The 20,445-nt window shown below is 35.5% G+C and carries 21 protein-coding genes and 1 riboswitch; of the genes, 8 read left to right on the forward strand and 13 right to left on the reverse strand.

The features are described 5' to 3' along the window. Positions 1-95: 95 nt before the first annotated feature. Positions 96-205: riboswitch (TPP riboswitch) on the reverse strand. 236 nt (positions 206-441) lie between these two features. Both wrbA and DLJ74_RS14035 read right to left on the reverse strand, forming a co-directional pair. Further along, positions 442-1,041 carry an NAD(P)H:quinone oxidoreductase gene (wrbA, locus tag DLJ74_RS14030; protein WP_109984941.1) on the reverse strand — a complete coding sequence of 200 codons (600 nt, stop codon included), beginning with the start codon at positions 1,039-1,041 and terminating at the stop codon, positions 442-444. 208 nt (positions 1,042-1,249) lie between these two features. After that, complete coding sequence (locus DLJ74_RS14035) at positions 1,250-2,245, reverse strand: metal ABC transporter solute-binding protein, Zn/Mn family (protein WP_109984942.1); 996 nt, start codon at positions 2,243-2,245, stop codon at positions 1,250-1,252. A 220-nt stretch (positions 2,246-2,465) separates the two neighbouring features. On the opposite strand from DLJ74_RS14035, the gene DLJ74_RS14040 reads away from it, so the two are divergent. Continuing rightward, entirely contained in the window at positions 2,466-3,239 is a 774-nt protein-coding gene (locus DLJ74_RS14040) for a FixH family protein (RefSeq protein ID WP_181397580.1), read from the forward strand. 147 nt (positions 3,240-3,386) lie between these two features. Continuing rightward, the gene (locus tag DLJ74_RS14045; protein WP_245902346.1) at positions 3,387-4,694 is read left to right on the forward strand and encodes a lysine N(6)-hydroxylase/L-ornithine N(5)-oxygenase family protein; all 1,308 of its coding nucleotides are present in this window, start codon (positions 3,387-3,389) and stop codon (positions 4,692-4,694) included. A gap of 69 nt (positions 4,695-4,763) precedes the next feature. Here the strand turns inward: DLJ74_RS14045 and DLJ74_RS14050 are convergent, their stop codons facing one another. After that, positions 4,764-5,183: a VOC family protein gene (locus tag DLJ74_RS14050; RefSeq protein ID WP_054787421.1), complete on the reverse strand. Its 420-nt coding sequence runs from the start codon at positions 5,181-5,183 to the stop codon at positions 4,764-4,766. 89 nt (positions 5,184-5,272) lie between these two features. After that, the gene (locus DLJ74_RS14055) at positions 5,273-6,091 is read right to left on the reverse strand and encodes a helix-turn-helix transcriptional regulator (protein ID WP_054787420.1); all 819 of its coding nucleotides are present in this window, start codon (positions 6,089-6,091) and stop codon (positions 5,273-5,275) included. A gap of 342 nt (positions 6,092-6,433) precedes the next feature. Between DLJ74_RS14055 and guaC the strand changes: the two genes are divergently transcribed. Next, positions 6,434-7,417, forward strand: a complete 984-nt coding sequence (gene guaC, locus DLJ74_RS14060; protein ID WP_109984944.1) for a GMP reductase — start codon at positions 6,434-6,436, stop codon at positions 7,415-7,417. Positions 7,418-7,513: 96 nt separating this feature from the next. Here guaC and DLJ74_RS14065 read toward each other — a convergent pair whose 3' ends face one another. Next, positions 7,514-8,311, reverse strand: coding sequence for a methyltransferase domain-containing protein (locus DLJ74_RS14065; protein ID WP_109984945.1), 798 nt, complete (start codon positions 8,309-8,311; stop codon positions 7,514-7,516). Positions 8,312-8,499: 188 nt separating this feature from the next. On the opposite strand from DLJ74_RS14065, the gene DLJ74_RS14070 reads away from it, so the two are divergent. After that, positions 8,500-9,366: a Cof-type HAD-IIB family hydrolase gene (locus DLJ74_RS14070; RefSeq protein WP_109984946.1), complete on the forward strand. Its 867-nt coding sequence runs from the start codon at positions 8,500-8,502 to the stop codon at positions 9,364-9,366. A 262-nt stretch (positions 9,367-9,628) separates the two neighbouring features. Here the strand turns inward: DLJ74_RS14070 and DLJ74_RS14075 are convergent, their stop codons facing one another. The 5 genes from DLJ74_RS14075 to DLJ74_RS14095 all read right to left on the reverse strand — a co-directional run bounded on the left by DLJ74_RS14075 (position 9,629) and on the right by DLJ74_RS14095 (position 12,456). Beyond that, positions 9,629-9,817, reverse strand: a complete 189-nt coding sequence (locus DLJ74_RS14075) for an aspartyl-phosphate phosphatase Spo0E family protein (RefSeq protein WP_109984947.1) — start codon at positions 9,815-9,817, stop codon at positions 9,629-9,631. A gap of 213 nt (positions 9,818-10,030) precedes the next feature. Beyond that, positions 10,031-10,417, reverse strand: coding sequence for a fluoride efflux transporter CrcB (gene crcB / locus DLJ74_RS14080; RefSeq protein WP_054860645.1), 387 nt, complete (start codon positions 10,415-10,417; stop codon positions 10,031-10,033). Further along, entirely contained in the window at positions 10,414-10,824 is a 411-nt protein-coding gene (locus tag DLJ74_RS14085) for a fluoride efflux transporter FluC (protein ID WP_245902347.1), read from the reverse strand. The genes crcB and DLJ74_RS14085 overlap by 4 nt, the downstream gene beginning before the upstream one ends. Positions 10,825-10,923: 99 nt before the next feature. Beyond that, on the reverse strand, positions 10,924-11,952 hold the full coding sequence (locus DLJ74_RS14090; RefSeq protein WP_109984949.1) for a DUF3231 family protein: 1,029 nt from the start codon (positions 11,950-11,952) through the stop codon (positions 10,924-10,926). An 18-nt stretch (positions 11,953-11,970) separates the two neighbouring features. Beyond that, positions 11,971-12,456 (reverse strand): hypothetical protein, encoded by a 486-nt coding sequence (locus DLJ74_RS14095; protein ID WP_109984950.1) that lies wholly within the window; start codon positions 12,454-12,456, stop codon positions 11,971-11,973. A gap of 228 nt (positions 12,457-12,684) precedes the next feature. On the opposite strand from DLJ74_RS14095, the gene DLJ74_RS14100 reads away from it, so the two are divergent. After that, positions 12,685-12,975, forward strand: coding sequence for an HPr family phosphocarrier protein (locus DLJ74_RS14100; RefSeq protein WP_109984951.1), 291 nt, complete (start codon positions 12,685-12,687; stop codon positions 12,973-12,975). Positions 12,976-12,994: 19 nt separating this feature from the next. Next, positions 12,995-13,480, forward strand: coding sequence for a universal stress protein (locus DLJ74_RS14105; RefSeq protein ID WP_109984952.1), 486 nt, complete (start codon positions 12,995-12,997; stop codon positions 13,478-13,480). 66 nt (positions 13,481-13,546) lie between these two features. Here DLJ74_RS14105 and DLJ74_RS14110 read toward each other — a convergent pair whose 3' ends face one another. After that, a complete protein-coding gene (locus tag DLJ74_RS14110) occupies positions 13,547-14,461 on the reverse strand; it encodes a phosphatidate cytidylyltransferase (RefSeq protein ID WP_109984953.1) in 915 nt (304 codons plus the stop codon). A 93-nt stretch (positions 14,462-14,554) separates the two neighbouring features. On the opposite strand from DLJ74_RS14110, the gene DLJ74_RS14115 reads away from it, so the two are divergent. Beyond that, on the forward strand, positions 14,555-15,109 hold the full coding sequence (locus tag DLJ74_RS14115) for a hypothetical protein (protein WP_054860638.1): 555 nt from the start codon (positions 14,555-14,557) through the stop codon (positions 15,107-15,109). Positions 15,110-15,243: 134 nt separating this feature from the next. Here the strand turns inward: DLJ74_RS14115 and DLJ74_RS14120 are convergent, their stop codons facing one another. Then, positions 15,244-18,387, reverse strand: a complete 3,144-nt coding sequence (locus DLJ74_RS14120; RefSeq protein ID WP_109984954.1) for a rhamnogalacturonan lyase family protein — start codon at positions 18,385-18,387, stop codon at positions 15,244-15,246. Positions 18,388-18,838: 451 nt separating this feature from the next. Here DLJ74_RS14120 and nagB point away from each other — a divergent pair, with 451 nt between their 5' ends. Further along, positions 18,839-19,576 (forward strand): glucosamine-6-phosphate deaminase, encoded by a 738-nt coding sequence (gene nagB / locus DLJ74_RS14125; protein WP_109984955.1) that lies wholly within the window; start codon positions 18,839-18,841, stop codon positions 19,574-19,576. A gap of 65 nt (positions 19,577-19,641) precedes the next feature. On the opposite strand, the gene DLJ74_RS14130 is transcribed toward nagB, so the two are convergent. Next, entirely contained in the window at positions 19,642-20,430 is a 789-nt protein-coding gene (locus tag DLJ74_RS14130) for an ABC transporter permease (protein WP_109984956.1), read from the reverse strand. Between the last annotated feature and the right edge of the window lie 15 nt (positions 20,431-20,445).

Here is a 20,445-nt window from a genome sequence, read left to right on the forward strand (position 1 = left end):
CTAATAGTTTGTTCAATTTGATTTCCCCCTTATGTCGTTTTTAAGGGATACATATAGAAAAAGCGCTCTAGACAGAAGCCTAGAGCGCATATAGATTCATAATTCCATATGTTCCCTACGCTGGTGCTAACCAGATCAGGTTCTAAGGGTCAGTATCTTCCGGATACAATCTCAACTGGCAACACCAGTCCCCCTACATGTCCATATCTTATTGCTATCACATTCATACTTTGACATATTTATCGTAATTATTCAAGTTTTGTGTACTTCATTGGAGATATGAAAAAAACGAGGCATTCTCTCTACTTTAACAAGTACCTAGTTTTTTTTTACTTGTTACCTTAAAAAACTTGGTCGAAGCTTCTGCTGTGTAGAAATTTTATATCTTCCTAACGTGCAAAAAAAAGCAGACCTTCATTGCTGAAGATCTGCCTTCTACAATTATGATTGAACTATTTTTGAAGCTACTTCCACTACACGAGTTGCTTGGTGCTTCACTGCTGCTTCTACATCCTCCAGCATTTTACCATCTGGAGTTTGTGTGACACTAGTTCCATAAGGGTTTCCGCCTGCCCCATAGATACATTCATTTGTATATCCAGGAGGGACGATGATCGCACCCCAGTGCATCATAGAGGTATATAAATGTAATAAGGTTCCCTCATGACCACCATGCGCATTAGAAGCAGAAGACATGGCTGTTACTACTTTATTCATCGTTTTTCCTGCAGCCCATAATCCGCCTTGTGAATCAATAAATTGCTTCATTTGAGATGGAACATTTCCAAATCTAGTCGGAATACTGAAAATAATCGCATCTGCCCATTCTATATCATCAGAGGTTGCTACAGGGACATGTTGAGTTTCCTCTAAATGCTGTTTCCAAGCTGGATTAGAAGCTACTGCAGCCTCTGGCGCCGTCTCTTGCGCACGCACCACTCTTACCTCAGCATCTGCTGCTTTCACCGCTTCTGCTGCCCAATTAGCAAGTTGATAATTGGTTCCAGTTGAACTATAATAAATTACTGCTACTTTTACCATATCCTAAAACTCCTTCTTTCCTTCCTTTTTGCATGCCTAGTTCAAACTTCTAGGCCTACATAGCATATCAAGTAATTATCTCTAATTCAAGACAATTGCTTATGACTAAGTGGAACTATCCGAACAGGCTTTCAACAAGTAAAGAAATAATAACCATTAGGAAATATTTAAGCATATAATCTTAATATTTCCTAATGGTTAACTTTCATTAATAATGAAGCGCTTGTTCCAAAACCTCTAGATTTCGTTCCATTAATGTGAAATAATTCTCTTCCTTCTCTATATCTTCTTCCGTTAATACAGATAAATTGTGTAATTGGAGTGACTCAATATTAGCTTCATTTTGAATCACCTTTGCAACTTTAGGCTCTACATTTTGCTCAAACAACAAATATTTAATTCCTTTCTCATCAACTTGATGAATAATTTCTTCCAGCTGCTTTTGTGATGGTTCATCGGTTGGTGATAATCCAGAAATCGCAATTTGTTCTATTCCATAGCCTTGTTCCCAATATCCGTATGCAGCATGTGTTACTAGGATTTCTTTGTTGTCAGATTGTTCTAATTGCTCATGGAAGCTTTGATCAAGTGCTGTTAGCCTTTCTTCTAAATCTTGAAAGTTTTCTTCATAGCTTTCCTTTTGTTCAGGTCTAATCTCCACAAGTGCATCCTTAATATTCTCTGCGAGCTGTACCGCTTTTATTGGATCTAACCATACGTGTGGATCCACATCACCATGATCATGGCCTGCATGATCATGCGCCTCTTCGGTTTCGTGGGAGTGTTCGTGGTCATGTCCTTCTTCATCACCATGATCATGTTCATGTTCATGAACATGTTCCTCTAAATCAATCCCCTCTGCTGCTTCTATCATTTTTACATCTTCTCCTTGCAAGGCTTCTTCTATCTCACCTGCGTACGCTTCTAAATTAGCACCATTAAAAACAAATAAGTCCGCAGTAGCAATCTCAACCATCATTTTAGAGGTTGGTTCGAAATTATGCGGATCAGCACCAGCAGGTAATATAGTGGAAACCTCTACGTCATCTCCTCCAATTTCGTCTGCAAAATATGCTAATGGATAAAGTGTTGTATAGATCGACAGACTGTCATCACTTTCTCCATTTGCTTCTGAACCCTCTTCTCCACAAGCTGTCAATAATAAAGCGATCAAGATAAACAATCCAATACTTAATCTTTTCAAAATAATTCCCCCATAATATGTAATAAGAATTTGAAATAACTTATTAAAACGTAATTAATACGATTTGATTTTATTATAAAGGATGAATACATTTTTGTAAATAGTAATTATTACGATTTGATTATCCGATGTTAAAAAATGTTCAAATATTATCCATTGATTCCAAATATATTTCAGCGTATAGTTAACAATGACTAATGAAGAATATGGAGGAAAATCAATGAAGCGTTTTAAATTTGTCCTAGTAGTAATCATTGCAATAATGGCTTTAACTGCGTGTGGCTCTGATAATAAAAAAGATACAGAAGAAAAAACACTAGAAGACCTAAAAGTTGAATTTAATTTACTTCAAACAGCGGAGGTAGGGCAAACTGTTCCATTAGAAGCTAACGTTACTTCTAACGGAGATCCCATAACAGATGCAGAAGAAATGACCTTCGAATATTGGAATGTTAACGATGAAGAAAATACGACAAATGTAGAATCGACCAATCAAGAGGACGGAACATACACTGCTGAAGTAATCTTTAATGAACCTGGGACCTATGAGATTTATGCTCATACAACAGCAGGTGGACTTCACACAATGCCAAAGAAATCGATTACTATTACTGGTGAGAAATCAGCTCATTCCGAGGATGAAGCGGCTCACGACCATTCACACGAGGCAACAAATTCAGAAGATGGACATACCCCTTCAGCGGATGTTTCTATTCAATTTGATAAAATTAACGAAGCCAAATTAAAAGAGGAAACAAGCCTAACAGTAGATGTTGAATTAGGAAATGAACCCCTCACTGATGCTACCGTGCTCTTTGAACTGATTGATCCAGACGAGAACCATGAACTATTAGAAACAGATCAGGTACAGGAAGGCACCTATTCCACTCAACATACTTTTCAGAGTAATGGAAACTATCAGGTTATCATTCATATTTCAAATGATGAAGGATTACATGAACATGAGGAACACCAAATAACAGTTACAAAATAATTGTGCGCAAGCTTAAGCGCACTTTTTTTATTTTATAAAACTCTAGGGTATAATGGAAGGTAACTGAATATGGAAAAAACAAAATCTTCAGCTAGCCTGAAGATGACGACATTTTCGAAAGATTTTTATAATAAGTGAGGGAACATAATGGGTAACTCGACAATGTACGATGTTATTGGAATTGGAATAGGACCTTATAATTTAGGACTTGCAGCTTTAAGCTATGAAAGAAGCGATTTAAAAACAATCTTCTTTGATCAGAATGGCCAATTCGCCTGGCATCCTGGCATGCTAATCCCCGGGACGGATCTTCAGGTTCCTTTTCTAGCAGACTTAGTCACTTTTGCAAATCCTACAAGTAAATTTACATTCACTAACTACTTACATCAAAAAAACCGTCTATATAAGTTCTTTTTTTTTCAAAAACTCGAAATGCCTCGTGCTGAATATGCAGCCTATTTAAAATGGGTTGCAGACCAATTACCAACCTGCAACTTTCAATCAGAGGTGGTTGATGTGATTGATCAGAAAGATCACTATGAAGTTGTAGTTAACCATTGGGGTAAACAGACTACAGAGTCTTATTTCACAAAACACGTTGTAATGGGAACAGGAAGTGAACCGAATATCCCTATCGAGTTAGAGGGAGCAGAAATAGAAAATGTCCATCATTCGAGCCAGTATTTGTATCATAAGGATCGTACTATAAAAGCGAAGAACATTACAGTAGTCGGCTCAGGGCAAAGTGCTTCGGAGATTTTTTATGATTTATTAAAACTACAGGAGCACTTCTCTTACCAATTATCATGGTATACACGCTCACCTGGATTTCTTCAGCTAGACCAGTCAAAATTAGGACAAGAAGTGTTCACACCTGATTATGTGGATTACTTCTATCATTTAGAATTTAAAGAAAGAATCGAATCATTAGATTATCTTGGACAGCTGCGTAAAGGAATTGATGGAGATACCTTACACCATATTCATGAATGGTTATATCATCATTCTGTTGAGAATAAACCATTACCAATTACCATTCAACCATTAACGGAAATCCATAAGGCAAGTTACACTGGTGATCAATTAAAGGTTGAAGGGGAGCAATGGCAGAAAAAAGAAAGCATTACATTCAACACGGATATTCTCATTCTAGCCACAGGATATGTACCTAATATTCCAGATTGGTTTTACAATCGATTCCAAGATAAGATTGAATGGGAGGATGAAAAAAGATTTAAGGTTCGCAAAAATTTCCAATTGGCATTTAAGGACAAAAATCGTTCCCATCATTTCTATACATTAACAAATTTGGAGCATTCTCATGGAACAGGGGCAACGAACCTCGGCTTGGCTGTTGATCGTAATATTCAAATTATTAACGATATTGCAGGCCGAACCGTATATGGAAACCAACGTGGGACGATATTTTCTCAGTTTTCACCTAATAATAAGTAAGTTACAAAAGTCAAAAATAGCTAGATCTCCACAGTGTGATCTAGCTATTGAATTTCTGGCACGACCTTCTTACTTATCTGCAGATAATTGCCAAATGACTCCAAATTGATCGGTTACTTGTCCATATGCATGACTCCAAAATGTTTCCTGTAGTGGCATTCCAATGTTGCCTTTTTCTTTTAAAGCATCATAAAGCTCCCTTGTTTCTTCCACATTATCTAAAATTAAGGCAATGGTAACATGATTACCAGATTGATGCTCTTGCCCTGGAAAAGTATCAGATAACATCCAATCTATATCTCCAATCTGTAGATGTGCGTTTAAAATCCTACTTTCAGCTTCTTTTGGAAGTGGCATTTCAGGATTTGGGGGCATTTCTCCAAAGGTTTGGACATTTACTATTTTCGCTTTTAATGCCTTCTCGTAAAATTGAATTGCCTCCTGTCCATTTCCATTCATAACTAAATACGGATACATCTTTTTAATCATTTTTAAGCTCCTTTTCTTTGAAAATTCTAATTTTACTAGGTCTCCTCTTAAAAATTTGTCCCTGAATTAAGGAAAACTCCACTTTTATCTTAACTATTTAAACGATTACTGTTCGCTAAATCTCGATAAAGTGGATTGATCTTATTAATATGTTGTTGCATTAAAGCAGAAATCGAGATGAGAATAGGTGGATCATCCATTTTAGGTGAGCGAAGTGTGAGTTCTATAGCAGGCACTTCATCTTTATGATTAACAAAAATCGGTTCGCTTCGCTTTGCCCGTAAATTTGTATTTGTCAAAAGGATATCCTTTGAGTTCATCTCCATCGAAACCGATGTAGCTAATAAATAATACCTCCCCGGCTTCACATTCGAGAAATAAAATTCTCCTAACGAGGGAAGGATCAAACCATATAAGGGAAATCCTTCTGGAATCGGCTTCGAAAACAGTCCAATTAATACAATTCCAAGAAAGGGTTGAGTAGCATTAATATGCCCATAAATGGTATTATGTAATACTTTTCTAGTCTGTTGGGTGAAATCCGGCATTTTTGTTATTTGTTGAAACTGTTGTTCTGTTTTAGTAGTTGATTGACGAAAGACGGACGGAGTTACCCCAACCTTCTCAGTAAACCGTGAAGTAAACGTCCCTAAGCTCTGTTGCCCAACCTCTAAACTTATATCTCGAATACTAAAATTAGTTTTTAATAATAGCTCTTTTGCTTTTTGTAATCGAAGTGCTGATAAATAATATAATGGAGGTAAACCTATTTCCTCTTTAAACATCCGTGAAAAATGATAGGGACTATAGGAAACATAACGAGCTAGCTGCTTCAGATTAATTGGTTCATGAAGGTTTTGATGGATAAATTTAATAGCTTCATCAATCTCAATATTTCGTTTTGCCATAGTGTATCTCCTCTGCAAAAATGGCATGATAACTTGGAAATTTTTCAATGATGAGTATTCTAGTTAGAAAAAAGCGGATTCCTAACAATAGGGGAATTGTCCTCGTTGCAAGTGATTGTGCTACGATAAACCACGCTCTCTTAACATTAACACAGAATGTATGTTCGGTCAATAATATTTAGAAAAATATTATATTTATTAAATAATTCGACAAAATAACTTTAATTCCTCTATTTATGTAAAAACGATTGAATTGACATCTAGGTGGATGTGTATTATAGTACTAGAGGCGAATATTTTCGCCTTAATCAATTAAATCATTCGTCTTTAGGAGTGTAAACAATGGAAAACGTATTTGATTATGAAGATATTCAATTAATTCCTGCAAAATGTATTGTAAATAGTCGTTCAGAATGTGACACTTCTGTTACTTTTGGAAAACATCGATTTCGATTACCAGTAGTACCAGCAAATATGCAAACAATAATAGATGAAAATATAGCAGAATTTCTAGCAAAGAATCGTTATTTTTATATCATGCACCGATTTGAACCAGAAACACGAAAGGCATTTATTAAAAAAATGCAGGATCGTAAATTAATCGCTTCCATTAGCGTTGGCGTAAAAGAACCAGAATATCGTTTTGTAGAAGAATTAGCAGAAGAAAAGCTTATCCCAGATTATATTACGATTGATATTGCTCATGGACATTCTAATGCTGTCATTGATATGATTAAACACTTAAAAAGACATTTACCAGATAGTTTTGTCATTGCAGGGAATGTCGGTACACCTGAAGCTGTTCGTGAGCTCGAAAATGCAGGTGCCGACGCAACTAAGGTAGGGATTGGACCAGGAAAGGTTTGTATTACTAAGATCAAAACAGGTTTTGGTACAGGGGGTTGGCAGCTTGCAGCTCTAAGATGGTGTGCGAAGGCAGCAACTAAGCCTATCATTGCAGATGGCGGTATACGTACCCATGGGGATATCGCAAAATCGATTCGATTTGGTGCATCTATGGTAATGATTGGATCACTCTTCGCTGGTCATGAGGAATCACCAGGAACAACTATTGAAAAGAACGGAAAGCTTTATAAAGAATACTTTGGCTCTGCCTCTGAATTTCAAAAAGGGGAAAAGAAAAACGTCGAAGGGAAAAAAATGTATGTCGATTATAAAGGCTCTTTACAAGATACATTAACAGAAATGGAGCAAGACTTGCAATCCTCTATCTCTTATGCAGGCGGAAAAAGTCTTGATGTCATTAGAACCGTAGATTATGTTATAGTGAAAAATTCGATATTTAATGGAGATAAAGTATACTAACACAAAAATCCGGACTTTCAAAATGTCCGGATTTTTACGTGGAAATAAGCAAGGGATATTTATAACACTCAGCTTGTAGGAGAACTTAACCTAATTTTAATTTCGTCTTACCCCTTCTACCGCAAGCAAATACATAGACAGATATTCTCCTTTATTTTGGGTCCATGATCGATATTTCTTTTCAGCAATCACTCGTTCTTCTTCGGTTAGGTACCCATCTTCAACCATTTGCTTCCCTTTTATCTCAGCAACTTCAGACCAGATGTTAATTTGACTTTCAAAGGTTTTCTCTCCTTTTTGTACAAGCTCATGCTGAGGGTAGATAGCTATGTTATCTAAACCTATCTTCTCAAACAGATAGGCTAAATGATCTGCTATGGTATTTACCATTCCTGCATCTTCCCTCCACTTAAGAAACGATGAATAAAAAGCTTCCATTTCTTTCGGTATTTTAGGCTTCCAAATAATCTTTTTATGATTATAGTCTAGAACAAGTACTTTACCGTTTAATTTCACAGTATTCTTCATTGAGCTTAATGCTCTTGTTGGATTTTCCAACCATTGTAGTACTCTAGCTGAGGTAACGATATCGAACTCCGAATCAAATGGTAATGCATAAATATCGGCTACTTCAAAACTAAGATTCGGTAATGAGTGCTTTTCGTTAGCTTTTCGAATCATGTCTTCATTATTATCAATACCTATTACCTTTCCTTTCTCACCAACAGTCTCCGCTATTCCCCTGGTTATCGCACCAGTACCACAACCAACATCCAAAACTGCCATGCCTTCTTGAAGTATTTCTGCTAATCTTTGATGGGATGTAGACAATTTTCGATTATCAATAATCGTCGTCTTCGGAAGTTCCGCCCGCTTCTTTGCCAAATTATTCAATCCCGCTCTCTCCTTCCACTATTTTCACAAAATTCTACTCGATTCCATTTATAAATTCAACTTGAATTTATTTTTAAGTAAAAATAGTTTACAAATATTTAGATACACTTTACTTACAATTATACGTTGTTTCGATTATGATTAGATTAGGAATATAGATAGATTCAAATGGTTTGGGGGATAATGCGATGAAATTAATTGCAACAGATTTAGATGGAACATTACTTAGCAAAAATCACGAAATTAGTGATGCAAACAAGGAAGCACTTAAGCTTGCAAGTGAACAAGGCGTGGAAATTATTGTCGCAACAGGCAGATCCTACTCTGCAGCAAAAATTCCACTTGATAAGGCAGGATTGAATTTTCCAATTATCTGCTTAAATGGCGGAAAAATTTACAATGAGAGAGCACAACTCCTTAATTCTGCACCACTCGATAAGGCAACTTGTAAAAAAATCAAACAGATTTGCACAGCTCAGCATGTTTATTTTGAAGTGTTTACAAATAAAGCTACTTTTTCAGAAAGTAGAGAAAAGTTTATCCAAGTAATGGTAGATATTATGGCGTCAGCCTTTCCTCAACTAACACGAGAAGAAGTTGAAGCTCAAGCAAAAAATCGTTTCCAAGATGAAGAGGTCGAAATCATTGACAACTTTGATCAATTATTCGATCGTGAAGATATCGATGTCTATAAAATATTAGCGTTCTCGTTAGACGACGAGGTCTTGGAGCAAGTCGAGCAAAATCTTAAGGATGATGCAAGCATTGCCATTACTTCCTCTGGTTTTTCCAACCTTGAATTTAACCATCCAAAAGCGCAAAAAGGCATTGCAGTAAAAGAATTTGCCGCACAACTTGGCATCGAAATGAAAGATGTGATGGCAATTGGCGACAATTTCAATGATGCATCCATGATTGAAATGGCAGGCTATGGCGTAGCAATGGGAAATGCTGCAGAGGCCATTAAAGATATGGCAGACTTCACCACGAAAACTAACCATGAAGATGGAGTCGCCCATGCCATTCAAACATTGCTATCTAAAGAGCTTAGCTAGTAATGAAAAGTGGAATTTATGACATTAGGAATATTGCTGAGTTCCCCATTAATGGAGAACTCAGCTTACTAAAAAGTATTGTTTTAGTCCTTGCCACCGACATTTTAAACACTTCCTCAGAAAAAATTTTCTAGAAAGGAAATAAAAAAACCTGGGCTGATAGGAACACATGATCATCATGTGTTCCTATCAGCTCAGGTTATGCCCGTGAAGGGTAACAGATAATTCAGATTATAGTATCCGTTTTCAAGGATTAATTATATTATTTTTTTGAGGAACTTTTTACTTTTAATAATTTCTTTTGCATTTCATAAATTAACTTGTCCATTTCTTCACTAATCATAATGGTATCCCTATGCTCAAGCCCTTTTCGAAGCCCCGATTGAATTAACTCTTCTCGTTTCTGTTGAATTTGATGTTTTAAATTATTCTCATAATCGTTTTGCAACATATACTGTCGCCCCTTTTTGTTCTCTAACAATATCTTCGATTCGAGGGATAATGTTTATGTCCGCCTTTTTAGTTAAAAATTGTCATTATGTACATAATACCTATTTTTTTTGCATTTGCCAACAATTATTGTCAGAATATTAAAAAATGTGGCAAATGGTTACAAAAAATAAGATTGGGGCAAGCTAACCACATAAAACTAATGTTTTCCATCCTAATTAAAAAGTCTTACAATATAGAAGCCAACAGAAAAAAATAGAATAGACCCAAATATACTTAACAATACATAAACAATACATAGGGAATAATTCCTTTGTTTCCACAGTTGCATAGCTTCTACACTGAAGGTAGAAAAAGTAGTAAAAGCACCAAAAAAACCGACACCTAAAAAAATGTATAACCGATCATTGATGCCGATTGGTAGTACGGTTTGGTAGGATAAATAATAAAATACACCCAAACCAAAGGATCCGAGAATATTTACAAGAAGCATCGCTATTGGAAATGTGGAATTGTTCCACCATGTTGCAAAGCGTAAACCAAGCCAATAACGACACCCCGCACCGAATGATCCTCCGACTGTTAATAATAGTATTTTCATTCAGCTTCACTGCCTTCTGTAACTGAGTTTTTCCAAAATAGGTTTCCAATTAAATAACCAAGTAAGGCACTCCCAATTCCACCTATCACAGAAAGAGTAACATAGACGATGATCATAATGGTAGAGTTGTGGATATAAAAATGAGCTACCTCTGCCGAAAAAGTGGACATCGTTGTAAAACCTCCACAAAACCCAACACCTAATCCAAGCTTCAACCATTCTTTTGGAATGATTCTTGTAAAGATTGATGTAAAAAGACCTAACAGAAAGCTTCCCATGATATTGCCCACTAGTGTCCCGAGTGGAAAGAGGATATTATTCATCCATATACTCAAACTATATCGACAATACGTACCGACAGAAGCACCAATACTTATAGCTAGAAGATTCTTGCCCTGTGATCCCAATAGATTCACCTTCTCTTTATTTACTATGGTATAGTATACAGCCATTTTCAAAAGGATTACAAGTCGATCCTCTAAAAAGAAAAAGACCATCGAAGCAAATTAGTTCGATGGCTGATTCGTACTTTTTTTTGATATTTTATTTCTATCTAATGTCCCAGGTGGTTGTTCTAACCAATTATTTTTGATCATAATATCTAGCCCTTTTTTCGCAAATAACGCTATCTCCATAGAAAGTTTCTCATAGCTTAAAACTAAATCACTCCGTTGACTTGCCGATGCTGCTGTAGAGTAATTCCCCATACCTGCAGCACTAAGCAACGACATTTGAAACATTAACAGCTTATCTGAAAAAGTAGGTGTAGTCGAATTCATAATAGCATAATCGGGTAAATGTGGAGTTTCGATGTCTCCATCTAATAGCGTTTCTGCGAATTTCTTAAGATGCTTTTTGGCGATCTCTTTCCCCTTTAGCATATAATCGCGTACTTCAGGATTATTCGTTGTTTGGGCAAAAGCGATACACAATTTTACACCGACTGAATTTGTCATCGAATTTAAGTATAGATGGGATATTTCAACAGCATTTAAAGGTCGCTTTTGTTTAAATATACCAAGACCACTTAAATAGCTCTTATTATCGATAAAATCGATTTCCTTTGTTGTTTCAATATATGGAGCTCGTCCAAGAATTCCTTTCTCTAAAGCAACTTGAATCGCTTCATCGTAGAGTAATGATGTTTCACGTAATCCTTCAATAAAGTGATTGCGTATATCTGCTCGCACACTCATTGAGACATACCCACTGTAAGCAACCATTCCGACCCGAGCCATTTGTGTAACATACGTTAAACCAAAGGTATCCGTACTTAGTTGTGGTGCATCTAAATCAACATCATCTTCTGTAAAACCAACTGGAGTAGCCAGATTTTCTTTTTGAAAATATTGCTTTAATTCTTCCACATGTTTTTTAGCCATATTTAGGCTAGTTTGTACTGGCCCTTTTAAATCTTCGTCTTCCATATATTTTATCATATGTGATAATACACAGACTGCCATACTATCATTCATATAAGCTGTCCATATTGCCGCTATTTCTGAAGATGTAAGGCTTATCTTAGAATGTTCCATGGGTTCCCTCCGTGTTATTTATGTTCCTTTACTTTTTATAAAAAGCATAATTAATATTTTTCTTACTATCAAACCAATTGTGACCCCTACTCCTACAAATAATATTGGTAACCAAATCGGTCCCATTAATATCCCGAATATCTCTAAAGTAGAGGAATAAATAAGCCCAACCGTTACAAAGTAAGCGGATGTCACGAATGGAATGAATTCAAATGGGCTTTGTCCTCCGCCAGAATCTTTGTATGCATCCCAAATCGCAAACAAATAAATACAAGGATAGAACATCAGCCATTGATAATTGGTAATTGTAATCGCTTGATCAATTTCTCCATAGAAACTATAAAGAATAGCTTTATTAAAGTTAGATTGTAGGTTAATTATCACTTCCAATATAATAAGAATAATTCCTTTTATCATTCTTCCGTTCAAAAGTTGGCCAAAACCTGGAAATGCTATACTCCATAAAATCTTTTCTAATGAATTTTGCTTTTGATTATTTTCCATTCCTCATTTCTTACCTTACATAAGTTTTTTCGTTTGACATTTCATTTCCCAATCCAAACACCCCCAAATACATTTCATATGTTTAACATAAATGATAAATAATATGCATTAACAAATATTCATGACGAATGATGTTACATTTGTCATCATTTTTTAATATAAAAATAAGTTTATATTCTTTTCTAAAGTGAATATAAAAAGCGAAGAGAATTTGAAGGAGGTTATAAAATGAAAGAAATATTATCCAAAAACATTACTATAGAAGGCAAGCTTACCATAAAAGAAATCCTAACCCTTTATCAATATGAAAAATCTTACGAAGGTAATATTTTACTCTTAGCGAACCATGAGATTGTACATTTAAATCAAATAACAAACCTAGTATCATTTTTTCTTACTTATCACCAAATGAATGAAATCAAAGTTGTAGTTGAAGGTACTGAAGTCCAAAAGACGATGGAAGAAATCGAGGAATGTCTACAAGGTCATTGGAACGAGGTTGCAGGAAATTTGATTTAAAAATAAGGAGTGATTTTTGATGGTATTTAGCCAAATTTTAGTCGCTTTTGATGGTTCCGAGGATAGTGTACTTGCCCTTCAGAAGGCAAAAGAATTGGCTTTTGAATGTAAGAGTAATTTAACCATCGCTTACGTTCATGATGAGAACTATGCTGCACCACTTGCTAGTGAACAAACTGTCATACCAGCACATTCTCACGGTTTTGTTGGTACGGCACCATCTCCTAATCGGATGGAACGAGCAGCTTCTAAACAGATGGATCATACTCCTGAGAAAGTATTGGAAAAAGCAAGAAACTTATTAGAATCTATTCAATACAATGCTGATTACGAAACACTTTATGGCAATCCTGCGAAGGAAATTTGTGACTTCGCGAATAACATGAAAGTAGATTTGATTGTAATCGGTAGTCGAGGTCTAGGTAAAATCAAAAAAATGATGATGGGAAGTGTAAGCAATAAAGTAACAAATAATGCCCATTGTCCTGTATTAGTGGTTAAGTAATATCGTTTTACACCTGGTTTCGCATAAGGAAAAATTGTATCAGCATCAAATAGCTGATACAATTTTTTACATAAAGTCAAAAAAGTAACGAATGATATGAAAAAAGACTGGAGAAGTATAAGTAAGACTATCTATCCGACTTAAATAACGTCCCTGTAGCTGTTTTTGTTTTGCTGTGTTACCAATTAACAAATCTCGTTTTAATACAGAAATACTCAAAATCCCTACAAAACCTGCCACACTTATAATGACACCTGAAAAAATTCCAAATATTAAATCAAATGGTGTTAAATACTCATAGAGTAAGTAAGACGCCAGTGTTGTTACGATTAATGCTCCGACAAAACCTTCTAATGTAATATTGGGATTTGCAGATGGTATTAATTTTTTCTTTCCTATATACAAGGAGATTAAATATTGAACCACGTCTCCCGTTTGGGTTAAAACAATGAGAAATAAGACCAAATTCGATCCAAATTCTGGTGTTGCAATTTGATAAAAGGCTAAATGACTCAGACCAAAGACCATTAGCATTAATCCCCATTGAACAAAGCTGACAGAACGAAGAAAACCTATCGTACCCTTCCCAATGATCCTTGGTAAAGGTAAAAACAAGAAAACGTAGACAGGAATAAAGACAATAAACATTCCATACCAACCAATGTAAATCCAATAAAACTGTAAGGGTATCATTAAATAAGACCAAAGAAATAAACGTCGATCTGATTTTCTTGTTTTCATCATGGAGAAGTATTCTTTTAACGAATAGAAACAAAGGATCATGACCGCAAGCAAAGAGACAATAGGTGTAAACAATGTCGCAAAACAAAATACGACATACATTCCCCACCACGCCTTTACGCGAGAATGAATATTAGAGAAATCTTTATTTGGTTGCTTCATTCTAGTAAACTTTAATAAAAGTGTTGCAACTAGTATTACGATAAAGATAATCGCTAATATGGACAGTTTTTCTTCCATAGCATCACCTAACTTTCTTAAAAGCTTCCTTCATTTTACAAGATTTTGTGTATAATGAGAAGGTGAAAGAAATTTGTAAGGTGGGGAAGACCGATGAATGATCAGAAATATATTTATATTATGCTATCCGATACAGGTACTCTATTTACAAGTGTAATAAAAAAATATACAAGAGCCCCATACAATCATGCATCCATTTCATTTGATTCTGAATTAAAAGAGATGTATAGCTTCGGCAGGAAAAAACCCAAAAATCCACTTTATGGAGGCTTTGTAAAAGAGGACGTCTTAACCGGTACCTTTAATCAATATCGAGATACTACCTGTGTTATCTATAAGTTAAAAGTAACTAATCGAGAAATAGAGAAAATGAAACGTATCCTTCATATATTCATAAAAAATGATGATAAATTTTTATATAATATTTTAGGAGTTATCGGTGTGTCACTCAAAGAGCCAATTGAATTTAGTAATTCTTATTTCTGTTCACAATTTGTTGCAGAAATTTTAAAACGTTCCGGAATTCATCTCTGGGATAAGCTACCAGCAATGGTAACACCAGACGATTTCCGAACAAATGAACGAATGCAATTGATTTATGAAGGGAAGCTTTATGAATTTGAACCAGTTAAGAAGCGATTAAAATAAGCTTTAATTCTTTAGTAAAAAAACTATCTTCACGAAAAGGAAAATAGATAAAATACAATAGGCAAAAACGAATGATCAGTTTATAATCATTCGTTTTATTTGCCTTAAGCTCACCTATTTCTGTGGAAGTTATGTCATTCGTTTTGCCATCCTTTGATTAAGGCATGGGCATCTTGCTTTAATTTACTTTTTATCGTTTGAGTGAAGCTACTTCTTTCTAAGTGTTTAAGATAACCACGCATGTGTTTAATTGCTTGTGCAGGACGTTCCTTGTTTAAATGATGCTCTACTTGTTTTAATTTCTTTAAAAGAACTTTTTGATTTTGTTTTGTAATTTCAAGGTTTGTCATATGCTTTATTGCCGCCAAATTAGGTGTATAGTCAACCTCTGGTAAATCTAAATCATTGGAAAGCACTTTTTCTCTGATGTCTTCTCCTAAGTAATAGCCTAAATGAGGTGGTTGATTATAAGTCGTATTTTGCCAAGCAATGCCCATTCGATAAACAGAATCGTGCATCAAGGTTGGTAAGCGATATTCAGTCGGAATAGTTGTACTAAAGATTCTAAGCTCAGAGCTATCCTCGGTTGGATAGATTGCTTCCTCTCGCCAATCACCCAAAATATCAGCTTGTAAAGTTGGGTTTGCTTTAGTCCCATTATTACTCACTACACCCTCAAAGCTTTCCATGACATTAACACTACCAGATTTTTCATCATATTTGGATATTCTTGTGCCATCCAAAAGTTCGTTTAGCAAATCACCATCCCAATATGTGACAAAATTGACTGGTAATCCAATATTTCGGAAGCTATCTGCTATAACATCTCCTTGAACACTATATACTCCCCCACCAGTTTCTACAGTCGAACCTCCAGTACCCCAGAATTCGTAACCAGGTCTTGATGTGATATTTGCCGCTACACCACGTCCTGCATCTTTATAAGCATAAAATGCTTGTAGCGTTTCTCCAGTAGCGCCATCATGATATTCGAGTGATGCAACTTCAGAAGATTCCCTTACCCCAAAGACATGTAATCCTTCTCGATTGGGGTCGAAAGCACCAACATGTAAAGCATCACCGTGGGAGCCTGCTACTCGACCCATTTCACCATCCATTGCATAAAGAATGGATCCATCATGATCAAGTGTTAGTGAACCGGCGATTATTTCGTCAAAACCGTCATTATCTACATCACCTGTTGCTAGGTTATGATTACCTAAACCTCCTCCTCTACCTGCTTCATCTGAGTCAAAAGTCCAATCCTCTATTAGTTCACCATTTTCTAAGCTATAGGCGGCGAATGCTGTTCGCTCATAATAACCCCTTCCATAAATAGCACTTGGTTTTTCCCCATCAATATAGGCTACACCTGATAAGAATCGGTCCGAACGATTGTAGAATGTATCACCCCATGATGCGCCCTGATCTCCTTCTTCTTTTTCAACAGGGAAAGCAAAGTCAATGGTATCAATCGCCTCACCTGTTTCTCCATCAAAAACAGAAATATACTCAGGACCATCTACAACATGTCCACCCTCATTAATCCACTTTCCATCATCTTCCGCATTTCCGATGACACTGATCACCTTATTGTTATCATATTTCCCATCAGTCGCTCCATATACGGTAGTAGCATCCGCAGTTTTGATTAAAAATTCTGATTTTCCATCACTATTCATATCTGCCACTACAAATTGATGATATTGTGGACCAGAGGTTAAGTTCATGCCCATATTCATTCTCCAAAGCATCGTGCCATCTAACTCATAAGCATCAAAAATAGTCGGCCCTGTAATAACATCTTCTAGTGCAGTCATTGCATTAGATGGACGCCATTTTAGGATGATTTCGTATTCTCCGTCCCCATCTAAATCACCAACACTAGCGTCATTTGCACTATACGTATAATTTCCTGTTGCCGTAGTTCCTCCAGAAGGCTTTTGTAAAGGTAAAGATAAATAATCCTTTTTTTCTACCATTACTTCATTTTGCTCTGAAGGCTTACCATTAACGATAGTTTCTACCTTGTATGTCGCGTTTAGAGTTCCATTTTTATCAGTAAAATTAGTAACATTTAGTGGTTGTTTATTTAATTTCTTTCCATCACGATAAATGTTAAATGTTACATCCTTGCCGTATTCATCCGCTAACAGCCTCCATGAAACAAAGATACCATCATCTGATTGTAGTGCTATTACACCCCTATCTAACCATTCTGTGGCCCGATTCGTTTCCGGTGGTGTTAATCGATTATAAACAAAGACCGTTCCTTTTCGATTAAAAGCATTATCCACTGCCTCTGATTCAGCAATCGTTCCTTCGAATTCATATATACCAGGTTCGTTCGGATTCCAATCCTTATCTACTGGCTTCCATTCTTGGACAGGAGCATCTACTGTCGTATGGTCTGCAAGAGCTACTGGAATTATCTCCGGTAGTCCGATAGAAGTTATATCCTCAGTCGTTTCTCCAACATATACTCTTTGATATGGTAATGCTGGGATACTAGTAATCGTATTATCGTTTATCGGTACATGATAAATCCCAACATTGTCTAAATAAGTTGTCCATGTAAGATTGTTTCCAGAAGTTCGGATTCCAACTAATCTTAATATTGAAACACTGCCATCAAAATCAACCTCATCAAGTGAAGACTGATAGGTTTCCTTCACATTTGTAGCTTGATTTTTCATTTCAAGAGTGACAGCATTTGTAGCTAAATTGAATATTACAGAAATACTATACCATGCTTCCTGGTCTGTAAAGGAAGTGGATTGAGGTTCATTTTTTCCTGCAAAATAAGTAATAGGCTCTTTATTTGTACTATTTAAGGTAAAAATGGTTTTTCCTTCACTATCAGCAATTCGAAATTCTCCACCATTTTCATATAAATGATCACCTTTGTCATTAACTATTCCTGGATACCAATCAAAGGATACAAGGATCTGTTTTCCCATTACCTCAGGGTCTAATTCCTTTGTAGCAACTCTACCACCTGACTGATCTAAAACATTAAATTCAAGTTTCGGTGAATCATTCCCTGCAATATCTTCATCATGAATAGAAAGGTTTGCTCCAAAAGTAGTAAAGCCCCAATTTTCAGGAGATAATTCCTCAGTATCACCGAAATCGCTATAATACACACCTTGATAGCCATCGACCTCAGGTATATCAGTTGCTGCCATTGTGGATATTACTGGAAAATTCGCAAAAATCAAAAGAAATACTGCCATTAATATAAAATACCTCTTCAACTTATTATGCGTATCCTGCATTCATTTTCCTCCTTTTAATCGACCAGTTGCGTAAAAGTTTAGTTTTTAAATGACCACTAATCTCCTAAGTCTTTATACCATTACCACCTTCCTTCTAACTGTAAGCGTATACAATTTATTGATTTAGTATAGCTCTCACATATAGACTAGCAATTATTAGCCTAGAATGTCTATAATACTTTTTTGCATCTTGCCTTAAAGTCATGTAATAACAAGATTTAAAATGGAAAATGGTATAATTTTTGCAAGCAAAAATATTGGAAAAAGACATTATTCAAGAAAATGATTTATCTAAAATACAATAAATAAGCCTTTTCTTTCGCTTTAAAGGTATAGACAACTATACTAAAAGTTGATAGACTATTATTAAAGAAACTCTTTTTGTTAGAAATAGAAAGAATGGTAACACTTTATTAAAGATAAGGTATTACTTATAGGGAGGACAGTTCAATTGCAAATAATTAAAGGAAAAAACTACGAAGATATCAGTCAAAAAGCTGCCCAATTTATTCTTAAACGAATTCATGAAAACAACCGACTTACACTTGGGCTGGCAACAGGTGGGACACCACGAAGGACATATGAGTATTTGATAAAGGATTACGAAAATAATCACACTTCTTATCAAACAGTCTCATCATTCAATCTTGATGAATACATTGGGTTAGCGCCATCAGATCCAAATAGCTATCATTATTACATGTACAAGCAACTGTTTAGCAAAATTGATATTCCAAAGGATCAAATTTTTCTACCTAATGGTTTAGCCACTGACTTGGCAAATGAGTGCTTATCCTATGAAAGAAAAATAAAGGAATACGGTGGAATCGACTTACAACTACTTGGAATCGGAGAAAATGGTCATATAGGATTTAATGAGCCAGGGACTCCATTCAATCAAAGGACCCATGTTGTTTCATTGACCGAATCAACTATTGAAGCAAATGCTCGTTTTTTTGACAGTATCGATGAAGTCCCTCGAAAAGCGATTACTGTTGGCATTGCGACGATTCTAAAAAGCAAGGAAATACTGCTACTTGTTACAGGAAAAAGTAAACAAGCTGCTTTAAAGAGACTAATTGAATCAAATGAGGTCAGTGAAGATTTCCCTGCCTCCGCTCTTCGAAAACATGAGAATGTTACCATCATTGCCGATGAGGAAGCTTTGTCGAAGTTAGAATCGTCATAAGCGAGCCTGGGCTATATCGTAATATTACAATATAGCCCAGGCTATTGTATTGGTAGTATAGCTAGTTATCCCCCTGCTCCTTGATAACGATTAAGATTCGACATCCAAAATAAATAGGCAATATAAAATAAAATAGGACCGATAAAAGGAGATAGGATATAGGTTATATTTCCATCGTATTGAAATTCTTTTGCAAGAATAAAACTACTTGGAACAAAATTAACAAAAGCTAAGGGGATAATAAACACGAGTAATATTTGAATAAACAAACTATATATAGAAATTGGATAGGATATAAACTCTCTCAAACGATTAAATAACCGAAATAAAAATTGCAGTCGAATTACTCTAAAGGTTAAAGAACCTATAATAGTTAATAATCCTGCAATTACTAATGAACCACTTGCGATATTCAGGCAGAAATAGATCACTTTCAATAGATTCCATTCTATTTTTAATTGAGAGAGAGACCATACAAGAATAGTACCTGATAATAGTAAATGAGCAATATAACCATTATTAAAAGTACTCGTTACAAAATAATAAAAAGGATTTCTTGGCTTAATTAAAATTATGTCAAACGTTCCATCACGAACCATTTCTTCAAGTGACTGCATTTGAACAAAAGTAAAAGAAGCACCAATTGCATATACAAATAAACCAATACTATATAAAAATGCTACCTCAGGCCAGCTCCAGCCATTAATTGCCCCAAATTTTTGCATCAACATCCAAACCACCAAATAATTTGCTGCATAAGCTAATGTTTGAGCACAAACACCTACAATAAAAGCACTCCTATATTCCATTCTTTCTTTAATATGGTATTTAAAAAACACAAAAAACAGCTTCACTTCATATCAAACTCC

The sequence above is a fragment of the Gracilibacillus dipsosauri genome (assembly GCF_003176895.1).
GTDB classification, from domain to species: Bacteria; Bacillota; Bacilli; order Bacillales; family Amphibacillaceae; genus Gracilibacillus; species Gracilibacillus dipsosauri.